The sequence below is a fragment of the Dactylosporangium sp. CA-139114 genome (assembly GCF_050955725.1).
GTDB lineage: Bacteria > Actinomycetota > Actinomycetes > Mycobacteriales > Micromonosporaceae > Dactylosporangium.
Genome location: NZ_CP192080.1, coordinates 1,928,031 through 1,944,478, shown reverse-complemented (window position 1 = coordinate 1,944,478; position 16,448 = coordinate 1,928,031). Strand labels below are relative to the sequence as shown.

The following is a 16,448-nucleotide window of genomic DNA, read 5'->3' as shown; positions in this document are numbered from 1 at the left end:
GCTCAGGCCTCCAGCGCCGTGATGCCCGGCAGGGCCTTGCCCTCGAGGAACTCGAGGGAGGCGCCGCCACCGGTGGAGATGTGGCTGAAGCCGTCCTCCGGGATGCCCAGCGCGCGCACGGCCGCGGCCGAGTCGCCGCCGCCGACGACGCTGAAGCCGTCGATCTTGGTGATCGCCTCGGCGACGCCCCGCGTCCCGGCGGCGAAGGGCGCCAGCTCGAACACGCCCATCGGGCCGTTCCAGAAGACGGTCTTCGCCCCGTCGAGGGCCGCCGCGAAGGCCGCCACCGACTCCGGGCCGATGTCCAGGCCGAGCTCCCCGGCCGGGATGGCGTCCACGCCGACCGTCTGCGTCGCCGCGTCGGCCGCGAACTTGTCCGCGGTCACCACGTCGGTCGGCAGCACGATCTTGTCGCCGCCCCGCTGGAGCAGGTCCTTGCAGGTGTCGACCATCTCGTCCTGCAGCAGGCTCTTGCCGACCTCGTGGCCCTGGGCCTTGAGGAAGGTGAAGCACATGCCGCCGCCGATGAGCAGCTTGTCGACCTTGGGCAGCAGCGCCTCGATGACGGCGAGCTTGTCCGAGACCTTCGAGCCGCCGAGGATCACCACGTAGGGCCGCTCAGTGCCGTCAAGGTCGCCGGTGAGCTTCGAGAGGACCTCGAGCTCCTTGGCGACCAGGTAGCCGCTGTAGTGCGGCAGAAGCCCGGCCACGTCGAAGACGCTGGCGTGCTTGCGGTGCACGGCGCCGAACGCGTCGTCGACGTAGACGTCGCCGTGCGCGGCCAGCTCCTGCGCGAACGCCTTGCGCGCGGCCTCGTCCTTGCTGGTCTCCCCCGCGTTGAAGCGGAGGTTCTCCAGCAGCACCAGGTCGCCGTCCTCGCCGTTGAAGGCCACCGGGGCGCCCAGCAGCTCGCTCAGGCGGGCGGCGACGGGCGCGAGGGTGTACTTCGGGTCGGGCTCGCCCTTCGGGCGGCCCAGGTGCGACATGACGGTGATCTTCGCGGCGCCGGCCTCACGCAGGGCGTTGATGGTCGGCAGGACCGCGCGGATGCGCCCGTCGTCGGTGATCTTGTCTCCGTCGAGCGGGACGTTCAGGTCGGCGCGCAGCAGCACGCGCCGACCGGCGACGCCCTCGCTCAGGAGGTCGTCGAGCGTCTTCACAGGCCGGTGCCGACCAGGGTGACGGCGTCGACGAGACGGTTGCTGTAGCCCCACTCGTTGTCGTACCAGCCGACGACCTTGACCTGGTTGCCGATGACCTTGGTCAGGCCCGCGTCGAAGATGCACGACGCCGGGTCGGTCACGATGTCGGTGGAGACGATCGGGTCCTCGGTGTAGACGAGGATGCCGGCGAGCGGGCCCTCGGCGGCCGCCTTGATCGCCGCGTTGACCTCCTCGACGCTGGTGTCACGGCCGACGGTGACCGTGAGGTCGGTCGCCGAGCCGGTCGGGACCGGCACGCGCAGCGCGTAGCCGTCGAGCTTGCCCTTGAGCTCGGGGATGACCAGGCTGATCGCCTTGGCGGCACCGGTCGAGGTCGGCACGATGTTCAGGGCCGCGGCGCGGGCGCGACGCAGGTCCTTGTGCGGGCCGTCCTGCAGGTTCTGGTCCTGCGTGTAGGCGTGGATCGTGGTCATGAGGCCACGCTCGATGCCGAACGTGTCGTTGATGACCTTCGCCATCGGGGCGAGGCAGTTGGTCGTGCACGACGCGTTGGAGATGATCGTGTGCTTGGCCGGGTCGTACTGGTCCTCGTTCACGCCGAAGACGATCGTCAGGTCCTCGTTCTTGGCCGGAGCCGAGATGATGACCTTCTTGGCGCCGCCGGCCACGTGGACCTTGGCCTTCTCGGCGTCGGTGAAGATGCCGGTCGACTCGATGACGACGTCCGCGCCCAGGTCGCCCCAGGGCAGCTTCGACGGGTCACGCTCGGCGAGGGCCTTGAAGGTCTTGCCCGCGACGGTGATCTCGTCCGCGGTCGCCTTCACCTCCTCGCTCAGCCGGCCGAGGATGCTGTCGTACTTGAGCAGGTGCGCCAGCGTCTGGTTGTCGGTCAGGTCGTTGACGCCGACAACCTCGATGTCGGCGCCCTTCGCCAGGGCCGCACGGAAGAAGTTGCGCCCGATACGGCCGAAGCCGTTGATGCCAACCCGGATGGTCACTTCGACACATCTCCTCGTCTCTTCGCGCCAGCGGCCACGCCGATGTGCCGGTGTGCCGTGCGCCAGATGAGTGTTATTGGCTCGCCCACCCTGGTCCCGCCGGTCCGGACCCACCCGTTGGGTGCGGGGTCCGGCCGCGTGTCGCGGCGGCGATCGAACAGCGAGGAGCGACCCGAGTCGGCCTCATCGCCGAACACGGCAAACCCTATCGTCTCGAACCGGTCACGATGCCGCGGGGGTGTCGGAGCCCACGTTCGATCGTACGGGGGCACCCGCTGCCGGGCCGGGTGACCCGAGGCGTTATGGCCGATAAGTCGGGCACTGCGCGCCGCAACTTATCGGATTTATACCCCGACGGGGCTTATGCCGGATTCTAGTTCAGCCGACCAGCATCTCCGGGGTCACGGCCGACTCGGTGTCGGGAATGCCCAGATCACGGGCGCGCTTGTCGGCCAGCGCCAGCAGACGCCTTATGCGGCCGGCGATCGCGTCCTTGGTCAGCGGCGGGTCGGCGAGCGCGCCGAGCTCCTCCAGCGACGCCTGCCGGTGCTCGAGCCGCAGGGTGCCCGCGCTGGACAGGTGGTCGGGCGCGGTGTCGGCGAGGATCTCCATGGCCCGGGCGACCCGGGCGGCGGCGGCGACCGCGGCCCGCGCCGAGCGGCGCAGGTTGGCGTCGTCGAAGTTGGCCAGCCGGTTGGCGGTGGCCCGCACCTCGCGCCGCACCCGGCGCTCCTCCCAGGTCAGCACGCTCTGGTGGGCGCCGATGCGGGTGAGCAGCGCGGCGATCGCGTCGCCGTCCTTGACCACGACCCGGTCGACCCCGCGCACCTCGCGCGCCTTCGCGGTGATCCCGATGCGCCGCGCCGCCCCGACGAGCGCGAGCGCCGCCTCGGGACCCGGGCACGTGATCTCCAGCGCACAGCTGCGCCCGGGCTCGGTCAGCGAGCCGTGCGCGAGGAAGGCACCCCGCCATGCGGCGACCGCACAGCACATGTTCGCCGACACGACGTGCGGCGGGAGCCCGCGCACGGGACGTCCGCGCACGTCGAGCAGGCCGGTCTGGCGGGCGAGGGCCTCGCCGTCCTTGACCACGCGCACGATGAAGTGGCTGGCCTTGCGCAGACCGCCCGACGCGAGGACATGGATCTCGCTGCCGTACCCGTACACCTCCGACACCTCGCGACGCAGCCGGCGCGCGGCGGCGTTGGTGTCGAGCTCGGCCTCGACGACCACCCGGCCCGAGACGATGTGCAGCCCTCCCGCGAAGCGCAACAGCGCGGCCATCTCGGCTCGCCGGCAGCAGGGCTTGGCCACGTCCACCCGGCTGAGCTCGTCCTTGACCGCAGCGGTCATCGCCATTCTGTCGTCACCTCGCGGATTTCGTGTTCACAGTGATGTCCCCGTCCGTACCGGCACGCGCCCGACCCCCGTTGGTCCGCGAGCCGTGCTCACTTCTCATCCCGGCACCGCGCGCGATCCTGGCGGTCGTCCGGGCGGTCTTGCCTGCGTCGACCTGCAGCAATGGGTCGAGCGCCGCCGCCAGCGCCTGCGGGTCGTGCCGGGGCCCGCCGTCATCGACGGCGACCGGGGCCAGCACCAGCCGCGCACCAAGCGATTCTGCCGCACGATGGACCGGTTCGGGGTCGCCTACGGCTTTCCCGTCGGCAAGAACTACATCGACGTGCAATCCAGGTAGGTAACGGGACAGGGCGGCCAGGTGCTCGGGCAGCGTCAATCCCGCGGTCTCGCTGTCGGCCGCCAGGTTGAGCGTGACCAGCCGCCGGCCCGCGCTGTCCCGGATGGCGTCGGCCAGCCCGGGCACGAGCAGGTGCGGAATCACGCTGGTGAACCACGAGCCGGGCCCGAACAGCAGCCAGTCGGCCTCGCGCGCGGCCCGCACCGCCTCGGCGCACGCCTCGGGCGTGCCCGGGGTCAGCCGCACCCGGTCGATGGTCTTGGTGGTGACCGCGACCTCGTGCTGCCCGCGCACGGTGACGACCTCCCCGTCCCCGGACAGGTCCGCCTCGATGTGCAGCGGGGCGCGCGACATGGGCAGCACCCGCCCGCCGCAGCGCAGCAGCGCCGCCGCCCGGTCGAGCGCGGCCACCGGGTCGCCGGCCTGCTCCATCAGCGCGACGAGCACGAGGTTGCCCACCGCGTGCCCGGCGATGTCGTCCTCGCCGGTGAACCGGTGCTGGAACAGCTCGGCGGTGGCCGTCTCGTCGGCGAGCGCGGCGAGGGCCTGGCGCAGGTCGCCCGGCGGCAGGATGTCGCGCGTCCGGCGCAGCCGCCCGCTGGAGCCGCCGTCGTCGGCGACGGTCACGACGGCGGTGATGTCGAGCGGACGACCCCGCTGCACGATGCGCAGCGCGCGCAGCGTCGCGGACAGCCCGTGGCCGCCCCCGAACGCGACGACCTTGACCGCCTCGCGCGCGGCCGGTTGCACGCGCGGCGCGTGCATCTGGCCGCGGCCGTTGTCGTCGGCCGGCGCCTCGGCGGATGCGGATCCGGACGCCTCGGGGCGCCGGCTGCCGGGCGCGGTGTCCGTCGCGGCCGGGTTCCGTGCGGCGTCGCTGCCGCCCGTGGGCCGGCTCGTCATTCGCGTCCCAGGTCGCGGTGCTGCGGCGAGGCCGCGAGCCGCATCTCGCGCAGCCGCCGGGCGAGCTCCTCGGCGATGGCCACGCTGCGGTGCTTGCCGCCCGTGCAGCCGACGGCGATCGTGAGGTAGCGCTTCCCCTCGCGCTCGAAGCCCGGCGCGGTCGCGTTGATGAGGCGGGCGTACGTCTCCACGAACGTGATCGCCCCGCGCTGCCCCAGCACGTACCGGCTGACGTCCGTCTCCCGCCCGGTGTGCTCGCGCAGCTCCGGCACCCAGTACGGGTTGGGCAGGAAGCGCGCGTCGAGCACGAAGTCGGCGTCGGGCGGCAGACCGTACTTGAACCCGAAGGACAGCACCGTGACCCTGATCTGGGTCGTGTCCTCCTCGCCGAACATCTCCTCGATGCGCCCGCGCAGCTGGTTGACGTTGAGGTGGCTCGTGTCGATCAGGACGTCGGCCTGCTCGCGCGCCTCCAGCAGCAGCTTGCGCTCGGCCGCGATGCCGTCGGAGAGCCGCCCGGCGCCCTGCAGCGGGTGTGAGCGCCGCACGCTCTCGAAGCGCCGGATCAGCACCTCGTCGTCGGCGTCGACGAAGACCATCCGCGGGTTGAAGCCCCGCTCGCGCAGCGACTTCACCGCCCCCGGCAGGTCGGTCGAGAAGGCGTGGCTGCGCACGTCCAGCACCATCGCGGTGCGCCGGACCGCGCCCTGGGCCGCGTGCGCGAGCTCGGCCATGTCGAGCAGGAGCGCCTGGGGCAGGTTGTCCACGACGTAGTACCCGACGTTCTCGAGCGCCCGCGCCACGGTGCTGCGGCCGCCGCCGGACACGCCGGTCACGATCACGAGGTCGGTGGTGTTGCGCCCGGGCAGGATCCCCTCGGCGGGGTCCACCTCCCCGGCGCCGAAGCCCTCCCCCGCGTCCGTACGCCCCGCGATCCCGGCACGGTCAGCGGTCTCGGCACCCTCCTGGGTCCCGGCACGCCCCTGGGTCCCGGCACGCTCCGCATCGACGGACGCACCCTCCGCGAGCTCGCCGGCGCTGCTGGCCGTCGGTTGGGCACCGCCGTCGTCCGCGGTGGCGCCTCTCGGCACGTCGCCATCTCTCGACACGACGATGAGTTTATGTCGTGCGGCGCGCGGCATCGGACGGTCGGTCGGTTTGCACTAGTTCGCGGTATCTCCAGCCCCGGCCTCCTCCACGACCTCGTCGACCGCTCCGCCCCTGCTGACCCCGTCTCCTGACCCGCGTTCGGGCGTGTCGCCGGCCTCGACGATCACTTCCGGCGTGTCCCCCATCCGTGTCACCTCCACCCGGGGAAGGACGACCTCCGGGGCCCCCGCGCCGAGCTCCACGGCCACGTCCGGATCGCTACCGGCGTGCGACACCTCGCCGCGCGGCCACCCCGCCCCGCGCACGTCCCCGGCCGACCGGCCCGACGCACCCGGCCCGCCCTCGGCCCCCGCCTTCGCCGCGCCCGCATCAGCCCCGGCCGGCGAGCCGCCCTCGGCAGCACCCTCCCCCGCGCCCGCATCGGCACCGGCCCGCGAGCCGCCGTCGGCCCCCGCCGCCACCGCCCACGAGCCGCCGGACGCGACCGACCAGCTCTCGGACCGCACCTCGGCCGCGTCCGAGCCCGGCGAGGCGTCCGGATCCGGGCCAACGACCGGGTCCGGATCGGTGCCAATGGCCAGGTCCGGAGCGGGGCCGACGACCGCGTCCGCAGCGGGGTCCGCGGGCGACGGGTCCGAGGACGGCGCGGGATCGGGCACGGCGTCGGCGGGGCGGCGAGCCGACGCGAGCGGGTCGGTGTTCAGCGCCGCCTGAATCGCCTCCGCCGTGCGCCGCCCGATGCCGGGCACCTCCGCGATCTCCTCCAGGGTCGCGGCCTTCAGCCGTTTGAGCGACCCGAAATGCCGCAGCAGCGCCTTGCGGCGGATCTCGCCGAGGCCGGGCACCGAGTCCAGCGACGAGGCCGTCATGCGCTTCGAGCGCTTCTGCCGGTGGTACGTGATGGCGAAGCGGTGCGCCTCGTCGCGGACGCGCTGCAGGAGGTACAAACCCTCGGAGGTCCGGGGCAGGATCACCGGGAACTCGTCGTCCGGCAGCCACACCTCCTCGAGGCGCTTGGCGAGGCCGCAGACGGTGATGTCGTCGATGCCCAGGTCCAGCAGCACCTGTGCGGCCGCGTTGACCTGGGGCTGGCCGCCGTCGACGACGACGAGCTGGGGCGGGTAGGCGAACTTGCGCGGCCGCCCGGTCGTCGGGTCGATGCCGGGGCGGGACGGGTCGGCCTCGGCGGCCTCGTCGATCTCGACCTTGGCGTCGAGGTAGCGGGCGAACCGCCGCCGCAGCACCTCGGAGATCGCGGACACGTCGTCGGTGTCGCCGTTGATCGCGAACCGCCGGTATTCGCTCTTGCGCGACAGCCCGTCCTCGAACACCACCATGCTCGCGACCACGTCGGTGCCCTGGATCTGCGAGATGTCGTAGCACTCGATGCGCAGCGGCGCGGTGGGCATCGCGAGCGCCTCGGCGATCTCCTCGAGGGCCTTGCTGCGCGTGCTCAGGTCGCCGGCCCGGCGCAGCTTGTGCTGCTGCAGCGCCTGCTCGGCGTTGCGCGCCACGGTCTCGGCGAGCGTCTTCTTGTCCCCGCGCTGCGGCACCCGGATCGACACGCGGCTGCCCCGCAGCCGGGTCAGCCAGTCGGCGAGCGCGTCGACGTCGGCCGGCAGCTCCGGCACGAGCAGCTCGCGGGGCAGGTCGGCGGCCTCGGCCCCGGCCTCGCTGCCGTAGATCTGCGTGCAGAAGTGGTGCACGAGGTCGCCCGGGGTCAGGTCCTCGGTCTTCTCCACGATCCAGCCGCGCTGGCCGCGCACCCGCCCGCCGCGCACGTGGAAGACCTGCACCGCGGCCTCGAGCGGGTCGTCGGCGAACGCGACCACGTCGGCGTCGGTGCCGTCGCCGAGCACGACGGCCTGCTTCTCCATGGCCCGCCGCAGCGCCCCGAGATCGTCGCGCAGCCGCGCGGCGCGCTCGAAGTCCAGCTCGTCCGAGGCCTGGTACATCTCCCGCTCGAGCGGCTTGACCATGGTGTCGGTCTTGCCGGCCATGAAGTCGCAGAAGGCCTCGACGATCGCGCGGTGCTCGTCCTCGCTCACCCGGCCGACGCACGGGGCCGAGCACTTGCCGATGTAGCCCAGCAGGCAGGGCCGGCCGATCTGGCCCGCGCGCTTGAAGACGCCGGACGAGCACGTGCGGGCCGGGAACACCCGCAGTAGCAGGTCGAGCACCTCACGGATGGCCCAGGCGTGGGCATACGGCCCGAAATAGCGCACGCCCTTGCGCTTGCTCCCGCGCATCACCTGCAGCCGGGGATACGCCTCGTCGAGCGTGACGGCGAGGTAGGGATAGCTCTTGTCGTCGCGATACCGGACGTTGAACCGCGGATCGTAGGCCTTGATCCAGTTGTACTCCAGCTGCAGCGCCTCGACCTCGGTGCCGACGGTCACCCAGTCGACCCGCGACGCGGTCGTGACCATCTGCTGGGTGCGCGAGTGCAGCGTCCAGAGATCGGCGAAGTAGCTGCTGAGCCGCTGCCGGAGGCTCTTGGCCTTGCCCACGTAGATGACCCGGCCGGACGGGTCGTAGAAGCGGTAGACACCCGGGGTGTCCGGAATGGTCCCCGGTGCTGGTCGATACGTGGACGGGTCAGGCACCCTTCGAGACTATCCGGGGGGTACGACAGAAATCGGGGGCCGGTCGCGCGGACCGGCCCCCGATCGGGTCACGTCGCGATGTAGATGTCGTCGCCCTCGAAGCGGAGCTTCTTCTCCTGCAGCGGGCTGGTCGCCGGCGGGTTGGTCGCGGATCCGTCCGCGGCCGAGAACGTGCTGCCGTGGCACTTGCAGTTGATGTTGTTGTTCGCCACGTCCGTGACCACGCACTGCTGGTGGGTGCAGATCGCCGTGAAGGCCTTGTACGTCCCGGACTCCGGCTGCGTGATGACCGTGCCGCCGTCGTCGGAGACGATCTTGCCCCCGCCCACCGGGATGTCGGCCTTCTTCGCGATCGGGCCACCGGGGCTGGAGCCGGAGCCGGAGCCGGCAGTGCTGTCCGATCCACCCTTGTCGTCTCCGCAGGCGGCCAGGACGGACGCGGCCGTCACACCGGCCGCCCCGGCGAGGACCGCGCGGCGGGTCGTCTCACTCATCTAGCTCCTCCAATGGTCGTGTGCCCGCAGGCTGCGCCCAGAGATACACAAAGCATGGAGGGTACGGTTCAATGCTCAACAAAGACTGTGAATCCAGCACCCAAACCGCAATCGAGACATCACGCAGCGCGACGAGTCATGCCCGGACGACGTACCCGCTCTTGACGCCCACCTTGATGCTCTTGAGCCCGCTCGGCGTCGGGCCCTCGACCTTGGAGCCGTCGGCGACCTTGAACTTCGAGTTGTGCCGCGGGCACATGATGACCGGGTTGCCGTCGAACGGCGGGTCGACGATCGCGCCCTGGTGCGGGCACACCGCGTCGTACGCCTTGAACGACCCCTTCGCCGGCTGCACCACCAGCACCGTGTCCTTGACGATCACGCCGCCGCCGACCGGCACCTCGCCCACGGCGACCAGCGCGTTGTCCGGCACCTGAGCCCCGGCGCCGCCGCCCGTGCCGCTGTCGTCGAACGGGTTCCCGCCGGTCGTGGCGGGCGCGGCGGGTGTGCTCGAAGCGCCCGGGTTGCCGCCGGCGCTCGGTGCGGGCTCGTCCACGCCGCAGCCGGCCAGCACGGCGATGCCCATCGCGCCGGCACCCAGCAGCAGCGTGCGCCGGGCGGCGCAGCGGTTGAAGACGTCCTCGTCTGGCACGTGGTTCCTCCTGAGGTCAGCCTCGCCAGCGGCCACCGTAGCAGCGCCGCCTGTGTGCCCGTGCCCGCCCTCGAAACCGGCGAATTCCGACTTGTCGCCTGGCGGGGGATAAATCCGATATGTCGCGGCGCGGAGCGCCCGACATATCGCAGGACGGCCCCGGACCGGAGCGCCCGACACGTCGAAGAACCTCGCGGCGCGGAGCGCCCGACACGTCGCACAACGGCCCCAAAGCGAAGCGCCCGACACGTCGAAGAACCTCGCGGCGCGGACCGCCCGACACGTCGCACAACGGCCCCAAAGCGAAGCGCCCGACACGTCGAAGAACCTCGCGGCGCGGACCGCCCGACACGCCGCACAACGGCCCCAAAGCGGGGCGTCCTACCGGGCCGCGGCCGAGATCGAGCGCCCTTCGACGCCCACGCCGACACGGGCGACACCGCCGACGTCGAGACGGGCTCGCCGGTCGGCCACGGGCAGCCGGATGCGCCGCCTGGGGACCACCCTGCCGCTCCCGGCACCTCGCACCATGGCCCCGGAGCGGCGAACACCGCCCCGGGGCCACGCACAGCAAACACTCAGCGTTTGGCCGTCGCCTTCTTCGCCGCCGTCTTGCGCGGCGCCGCCTTCTTCGCGGCCGCCTTGACCGGAGCCGCCTTGGCCGGGGCAGCCGCCTTGGCCGGAGCCGGAGCCGCCGCCTTGGCCGCCTTCCGTGGCGCGGCGGCCGGCTTGGCCCCGTTGGCCTGCGCCGCCCGGTCCCGGGCCGCCGAGTCGCCGCCGCCCTCGCCCGAGAGCCCCAGCACGTGCCGCAGGAACTGCCCGGTGTAGCTCTCCGGCAGCTCCGCGATCTCCTCCGGCGTCCCGGCCCCGACGACGGTCCCGCCCTTGTGGCCGCCCTCCGGCCCCATGTCGATGATCCAGTCCGCGGTCTTGATGACGTCGAGGTTGTGCTCGATGACAATGACCGTGTTGCCCTTGTCCACGAGGCCCTGCAGCACGAGCAGCAGCTTGCGGATGTCCTCGAAGTGCAGGCCGGTGGTCGGCTCGTCGAGCACGTACACCGTCCGCCCGGTCGAGCGCTTCTGCAGCTCCGAGGCCAGCTTCACCCGCTGGGCCTCGCCGCCGGAGAGGGTCGGCGCGGGCTGGCCGAGCCGCACGTAGCCGAGGCCGACGTCGACCAGGGTCTTCAGGTGGCGGTGGATCGCCGGGATGGCCTCGAAGAAGCCCGCGGCCTCGTCGATCGGCATGTCGAGCACCTCGGCGATGGTGCGGCCCTTGTAGTGCACCTCGAGGGTCTCGCGGTTGTACCGCGCGCCCTTGCACACCTCGCAGGGGACGTACACGTCGGGGAGGAAGTTCATCTCGATCTTGATCGTGCCGTCGCCCGCGCACGCCTCGCAGCGGCCGCCCTTGACGTTGAAGGAGAAGCGGCCCGGGCCGTAGCCGCGCACCTTCGCCTCCGTCGTCTCCGCGAAGAGCTTGCGGATGTTGTCGAAGACGCCGGTGTACGTCGCCGGGTTGGACCGCGGCGTGCGCCCGATCGGCGACTGGTCCACCCCGACGACCTTGTCGACGAGGTCGAGCCCGGAGATGCGGGTGTGCCGCCCCGGCACCAGCCGCGCGCCGTTGACCGTGTTGGCCAGCACCGCGTGCAGGATGTCGTTGACCAGCGTGGACTTGCCGGAGCCGGAGACCCCGGTGACCGCGGTGAGCTGGCCCAGCGGGAACGGCACGGTCAGGTTGTGCAGGTTGTGCTCGCGCGCGCCGACCACGACGAGCTCGCGCCCGGGCGTGCGGGGTCGGCGGATCTGCGGCGTCGGAATGCTGCGGCGGCCGGAGAGATAGGCCCCGGTCACCGACTCCTCGCTCGCCACCAGCCCCTCGTAGGGCCCGCTGTGCACGACCTTCCCGCCGTGCTCGCCGGCGCCGGGCCCGATGTCCACGATCCAGTCGGCGGTGCGGATGGTGTCCTCGTCGTGCTCGACCACGATGAGCGTGTTGCCGAGCTTCTTGAGCCGCACCAGGGTCTCGATGAGCCGGTGGTTGTCCCGCTGGTGCAGGCCGATGCTGGGCTCGTCGAGCACGTAGAGCACGCCGACGAGTCCGGAGCCGATCTGGGTGGCGAGCCGGATGCGCTGGGCCTCGCCGCCCGACAGCGTGCCGGCGGCCCGGTCGAGCGAGAGGTAGTCCAGGCCGACGTCGACCAGGAAGCGCAGCCGGGCGTTGATCTCCTTGAGCACCCGCTCGGCGATCAGCTTCTGCCGGTCGGTGAGCTCCATCGCGCCGAGCAGCTCCGCGCACTCGCCGACGGAGAGGTTGCACACGTCGGCGATGCTGCGCCCGGCGATCGTCACCGCAAGGATCTCGGGCTTGAGCCGGGTGCCGCCGCAGGTGCCGCAGGGGACGTCGCGCATGTACCCCTCGTACTTGTCCCGCGACCAGTCGCTCTCGGTGTCGGCGTGGCGCCGCTCGATCCACTGCACCACGCCCTCGAAGCCGGTGTAGTAGGAGCGCTCGCGGCCGTACTTGTTGCGATACCGCACGTGGACCTGGTCGTCGGAGCCGTGCAGGATCGCCTTCTGGCCCCGCGACGACAGCGCCCGCCACGGGGTGTCGAGCGTGAAGCCCTCCTCGTCGCCGAGCGCCTCGAGCAGCCGCAGGAAGTAGTCCAGCGTGTGCCCGGTGGCCCACGGCGCGATGGCGCCCTCGCGCAGCGTGCGCTCGGGGTCCGGGATGATCAGCTCCGGGTCGACCTCTTTCTTGGTGCCGATGCCGGTGCAGTCGGGGCAGGCCCCGTAGGGCGCGTTGAACGAGAACGAGCGGGGCTCGAGGTCCTCGATCGACAGCGGGTGCTCGTTGGGGCACGCGAGGTGCTCGGAGAACAGCCGCTCGCGGTGCTCGTCGTCCTCGGGCAGGTCGACGAACTCGAGGATGACGATGCCGGCGGCGAGCTTGAGCGCGGTCTCCACCGAGTCGGTGAGCCGCTGCTTGGCCGTCTTCTTCACCGCGAGCCGGTCGACCACCACCTCGATGGTGTGCTTCTCCTGCTTCTTGAGCTTCGGCGGCTCGGTCAGCGGGTGCACGACGCCGTCGATGCGCGCCCGGGCGTAGCCCTTGGACTGCAGCTCGGCGAAGAGGTCGACGTATTCGCCCTTGCGCCCCCGCACCACCGGCGCGAGCACCTGGAATCGGGTGCCCTCCTCCATGGCCAGGACGCGGTCGACGATCTGCTGCGGCGTCTGTTTGGTGATCAGCTCGCCGCAGACGGGGCAGTGCGGCTCGCCGACGCGCGCGTAGAGCAGGCGCAGGTAGTCGTAGACCTCGGTGATGGTGCCGACCGTCGAGCGCGGGTTGCGCGAGGTCGACTTCTGGTCGATGGAGACCGCCGGGGACAGGCCCTCGATGAAGTCCACGTCGGGCTTGTCCATCTGGCCGAGGAACTGCCGCGCGTAGGACGACAGCGACTCGACGTAACGCCGCTGCCCCTCGGCGAAGATCGTGTCGAACGCCAGGCTCGACTTGCCCGAGCCGGAGAGCCCGGTGAACACGATCATCGCGTCGCGCGGCAGGTCAAGACTGACGTCGCGGAGGTTGTGCTCCCGTGCGCCACGGATGATCAAGCGGTCGGACATGCTTCCCCTTGGCAGTATTCGTCCGGTTGGAACACCGTCCCGGTGCCAGCCGACAACTCTAGCCAGGGGGTATGACATTTTCCGGCCGCAGCCCGCGCGAGGGGACCTCGAACGGGGGAAGCGGCCCAGCTAGCCCCGGGCCGGACGGCGGCGCTCGCGGCTTTCGCGACGCACCCGGCGTACCGCTGCAAGCTTCTGCTCTTTTTGCAGTTTCTGCCAGCTCGCGTAGCGGCGCGGGCTCAGCTCGCCGTCCTCGACGGCCGCCCGCACGGCGCATCCGGGCTCGTCGGCGTGGCGGCAGTCCTGGAACCGGCAGTCCTGGGCGAGCAGCGTCACATCCGTGAACGCCCGGTCGAGGCCGGCCACCGTGTCGAACATGCCGACCAGCCGGACTCCGGGCGTGTCCAGCACCGCGCCGCCGTCCGGCATCGGGATCAACGCCCGATATGTGGTCGTGTGCCGCCCGCGTCCGTCCGCGCGCAGGGCCCGCGTCTGCATCACCGGCGCCCCGGCGAGCGCGTTGACCAGGCTCGACTTGCCGGCGCCGGACTGCCCGAGCAGCCCGAGCGTGCGGCCGTGCGCGACGAGCGGGCGCAGCGCGGCGAGGCCGAGCCCGGTCCGCGCGCTGACCGCGTGCACCGCGACGCCCGAGGCCCGGCCCGGCATCTGCGCCGCGATCGCCTCGGGATCGGCGGCGAGATCGGACTTCGTGAGGACCAGATGCGGCTGCGCCCCCGACTCCCACGCCAGCGCCAGCAGGCGCTCGATGCGCCCGAGGTCGGGCGACGGGTCGACGGGCTCGACGACCGCGACGGCGTCGACGTTGGCCGCGAGCACCTGGCCGAACGACTCCTCGCCGGCGGTCGCGCGGACGATGGCGGTGCGTCTGGGCAGCACCGCCTCCGCCGTCAGACGCCCGTCCGGCCAGTCGCGCACGACCAGCCAGTCTCCCGCGCACGGCAGCGCGCCGGGCTCGCGCACGGCCCGGGCGAGCAGTCCGCCGGCCACGCTGGCGCGCACGGGTCCGCCCGCCGTGAGCGCGGTGCAGACACCCCGGTCCACGCGGCTCACCCGCGCGGGCCGCTGCCCGGGCACGGCGAAGGGCCCGAAGGCCTCGGCGAAGCCGTCGTCCCACCCGAGGGCCGACAGATCGATACTCACGGTAGTCCTTCCAATCCGAACGGGCGTTCGGAAACCCACGGTAGGGAGCGCGTCCGCGACGCGAAACCGAATATCGGGGCTATGGTCGGTGGCGTGCTCCCCTCGCATGTCTTGGCCGGTGCCGTCGGACTCCGCCTCGAGCGGGCCGACGTGCAGTGGCACGTCTCCCCCGGGCAGGACGACTCGCTCATGCGGTTCTGGCTCACCTTCGGCGGGGCGTGCTACGGCTTCCACGTCGGCGCCGAGGACGAGATCCTGGACGTGATCGTCGAGGAGCGCGGCACCGACGCCGACATGGGCATCTACGGCCGCCTGGAGGTGCGCGCGGCCGCGGGCGACGACCCCGCGGCGTTCGCGGTCGGCCAGCGGCTGGTCGTGGTGCATGATCTTTTCGCGGGGTACCTCGGCAAGCCCATCGGCGCCCGCCTGTCCTTCGAGTCCGTGGACCTCAGCGTCGCCGACTGGGAGGACGAGCTGCACTGGGCCATCGGCGACCTGCCGCCCGCGGTCGGGGTGCGGCAGCGATAGTGTGGAGCGCGTGACCGCCGATCCGCTGGTCCTCGCCCCCGAGCTCGAGCGCGCCACCGAGCGCCTGCTCGCCACCGTCGATTCCCTGTCCCTGGACGAGCCGTCCCTGTGCGCCGGCTGGACGAGGGGCCACGTGGTCACCCACCTGGCCCGCAACGCCGACGCCTACGTCAACCTCCTGACGTGGGCCCGCACCGGGACGCGCACCCCGGCGTACGCGAGCCGCGAGGCCCGCGAGGCCGACATCGAGGCGGGCGCCCCCCGCCCGCCGTCGGTCCAGCTGGCCGACCTGGCCGCGTCCGCCACCCGCCTGTCGACGGCGATCGACGCAATGCCGGCCGAGGCCTGGTCCACGGTCGTGACCACGCCCTCCGGCACCGAGATCCCCGCCGCCCGCCTGGTCTGGTCCCGCCTCTGCGAGGTCGAGCTGCACCACGTCGGCCTGGACGCCGGCTACGGCCCGGCCGACTGGCCCGAGGCCTTCTCCCTGCGCCTCCTGCACGACCCCGCCACCCCGCGCGCGGCCACCCTCGAAGCCCCCGACGGCACCGTCCTGCTCACCGTCCCCGGCGCCGCGACCGTGCGCGGCCCCGTCCACGCGCTCGCCGCCTGGCTCACCGGCCGCGGCGACGGCGCCGAACTGACCGGAGCACTGCCCGACCTGGAGGCCTGGAAATGAGCACCGGACTCGAGATCTCGTCCATCTCCGTCGGACCGATGGACAACAACGCATACCTGCTGCGCTGCCGGGCCGGCGGCGACGCGGTGCTCATCGACGCCGCCAACGACGCCCAGCGCCTGCTGCGGTTCATCGAGCCGGGCGGCATCCGCGCGGTGGTGACCACGCACCGCCACCCGGACCACTGGCTCGCGCTGCAGGACGTCATCGACGCGACGGGCGCCCAGTCCCTGGCCCACCCCGCGGACGCCCCCGAGATCCCGGTCGTGACGGGCCACCTGCACGAGGGCGACACCCTCGAGGTCGGCGACTGCACCCTGTCGGTGATCCACCTCGTGGGGCACACGCCGGGTTCGATCGCCCTCTACTACGCGGGCGAGGGCGGCCACCTCTTCACGGGCGACAGCCTGTTCCCGGGCGGCGTGGGCAACACGCACGGCAACAAGGCCGACTTCGACTCCCTGATCCACGACGTGACGACGAAGCTCTTCGACCGCCTCGACGACGGCGTGACCTTCTACCCCGGCCACGGCAAGAACTCCACGATCGGCACCGAGCGCCCGAACCTGGAGCAGTGGCGCGCCCGCGGCTGGTAGTCGTCATCTCCACAGCGCGTCGAGGGGCACGACCAGCGCACCCCTCTTCATGGCGACTCGCCGTTCGGCAGTCCCCGCCCCCGGCGTGCGCCCGCACCGCGGCGATCACCGCCTCGCGCACGAGCCTCACGAGCCCGGTCCGGCGCGCCTCGACAAATCGGACTGCACGGCTGTTGCCCGGGTACGGCGTTCCTTAGCGCGCAATCCGCGTATATCGCACCACCCGAGGG

10 protein-coding genes and 3 pseudogenes are annotated in these 16,448 nt (G+C 72.2%); 3 read left to right on the top strand and 10 right to left on the bottom strand.

What is annotated here, in order from left to right:
- Window positions 1-2 precede the first annotated feature (2 nt).
- The 10 genes and pseudogenes from ACQP2P_RS08735 to rsgA form a co-directional block, all read right to left on the bottom strand.
- The gene (locus tag ACQP2P_RS08735) at window positions 3-1,160 is read right to left on the bottom strand and encodes a phosphoglycerate kinase (RefSeq protein WP_433614523.1); all 1,158 of its coding nucleotides are present in this window, start codon (window positions 1,158-1,160) and stop codon (window positions 3-5) included.
- A complete protein-coding gene (gap, locus tag ACQP2P_RS08730) occupies window positions 1,157-2,161 on the bottom strand; it encodes a type I glyceraldehyde-3-phosphate dehydrogenase (RefSeq protein WP_433614521.1) in 1,005 nt (334 codons plus the stop codon). The genes ACQP2P_RS08735 and gap overlap by 4 nt, the downstream gene beginning before the upstream one ends.
- A 378-nt stretch (window positions 2,162-2,539) precedes the next feature.
- On the bottom strand, window positions 2,540-3,520 hold the full coding sequence (gene whiA / locus ACQP2P_RS08725; protein ID WP_223102186.1) for a DNA-binding protein WhiA: 981 nt from the start codon (window positions 3,518-3,520) through the stop codon (window positions 2,540-2,542).
- Between the two features lie 148 nt (window positions 3,521-3,668).
- Window positions 3,669-4,622, bottom strand: a pseudogene (locus ACQP2P_RS08720) (gluconeogenesis factor YvcK family protein); the annotation flags it as partial.
- Between the two features lie 134 nt (window positions 4,623-4,756).
- A complete protein-coding gene (rapZ, locus tag ACQP2P_RS08715; RefSeq protein WP_433089925.1) occupies window positions 4,757-5,650 on the bottom strand; it encodes an RNase adapter RapZ in 894 nt (297 codons plus the stop codon).
- A gap of 909 nt (window positions 5,651-6,559) precedes the next feature.
- Window positions 6,560-8,476 (bottom strand): annotated as a pseudogene (gene uvrC / locus ACQP2P_RS08710) (excinuclease ABC subunit UvrC); the annotation flags it as partial.
- A gap of 68 nt (window positions 8,477-8,544) precedes the next feature.
- Window positions 8,545-8,970: a ubiquinol-cytochrome c reductase iron-sulfur subunit gene (locus ACQP2P_RS08705; protein WP_433614518.1), complete on the bottom strand. Its 426-nt coding sequence runs from the start codon at window positions 8,968-8,970 to the stop codon at window positions 8,545-8,547.
- Window positions 8,971-9,106: 136 nt separating this feature from the next.
- A complete protein-coding gene (locus ACQP2P_RS08700; RefSeq protein WP_433614517.1) occupies window positions 9,107-9,622 on the bottom strand; it encodes a Rieske 2Fe-2S domain-containing protein in 516 nt (171 codons plus the stop codon).
- Window positions 9,623-10,293: 671 nt separating this feature from the next.
- A pseudogene (gene uvrA / locus ACQP2P_RS08695) lies at window positions 10,294-13,254 on the bottom strand (excinuclease ABC subunit UvrA); the annotation flags it as partial.
- A gap of 129 nt (window positions 13,255-13,383) precedes the next feature.
- Window positions 13,384-14,415 (bottom strand): ribosome small subunit-dependent GTPase A, encoded by a 1,032-nt coding sequence (rsgA, locus tag ACQP2P_RS08690; RefSeq protein ID WP_433614515.1) that lies wholly within the window; start codon window positions 14,413-14,415, stop codon window positions 13,384-13,386.
- A gap of 93 nt (window positions 14,416-14,508) precedes the next feature.
- Between rsgA and ACQP2P_RS08685 the strand changes: the two genes are divergently transcribed.
- Genes ACQP2P_RS08685 through ACQP2P_RS08675 form a run of 3 tightly spaced genes read left to right on the top strand, consistent with a single transcriptional unit; the run spans window position 14,509 to window position 16,218 of the window.
- On the top strand, window positions 14,509-14,943 hold the full coding sequence (locus ACQP2P_RS08685) for a hypothetical protein (protein WP_433614513.1): 435 nt from the start codon (window positions 14,509-14,511) through the stop codon (window positions 14,941-14,943).
- A 10-nt stretch (window positions 14,944-14,953) separates the two neighbouring features.
- Window positions 14,954-15,622, top strand: coding sequence for a maleylpyruvate isomerase family mycothiol-dependent enzyme (locus ACQP2P_RS08680; protein WP_433614511.1), 669 nt, complete (start codon window positions 14,954-14,956; stop codon window positions 15,620-15,622).
- Window positions 15,619-16,218 carry an MBL fold metallo-hydrolase gene (locus ACQP2P_RS08675; RefSeq protein ID WP_433614510.1) on the top strand — a complete coding sequence of 200 codons (600 nt, stop codon included), beginning with the start codon at window positions 15,619-15,621 and terminating at the stop codon, window positions 16,216-16,218. Before ACQP2P_RS08680 ends, ACQP2P_RS08675 begins: the two co-directional genes overlap by 4 nt.
- Window positions 16,219-16,448: the final 230 nt, after the last annotated feature.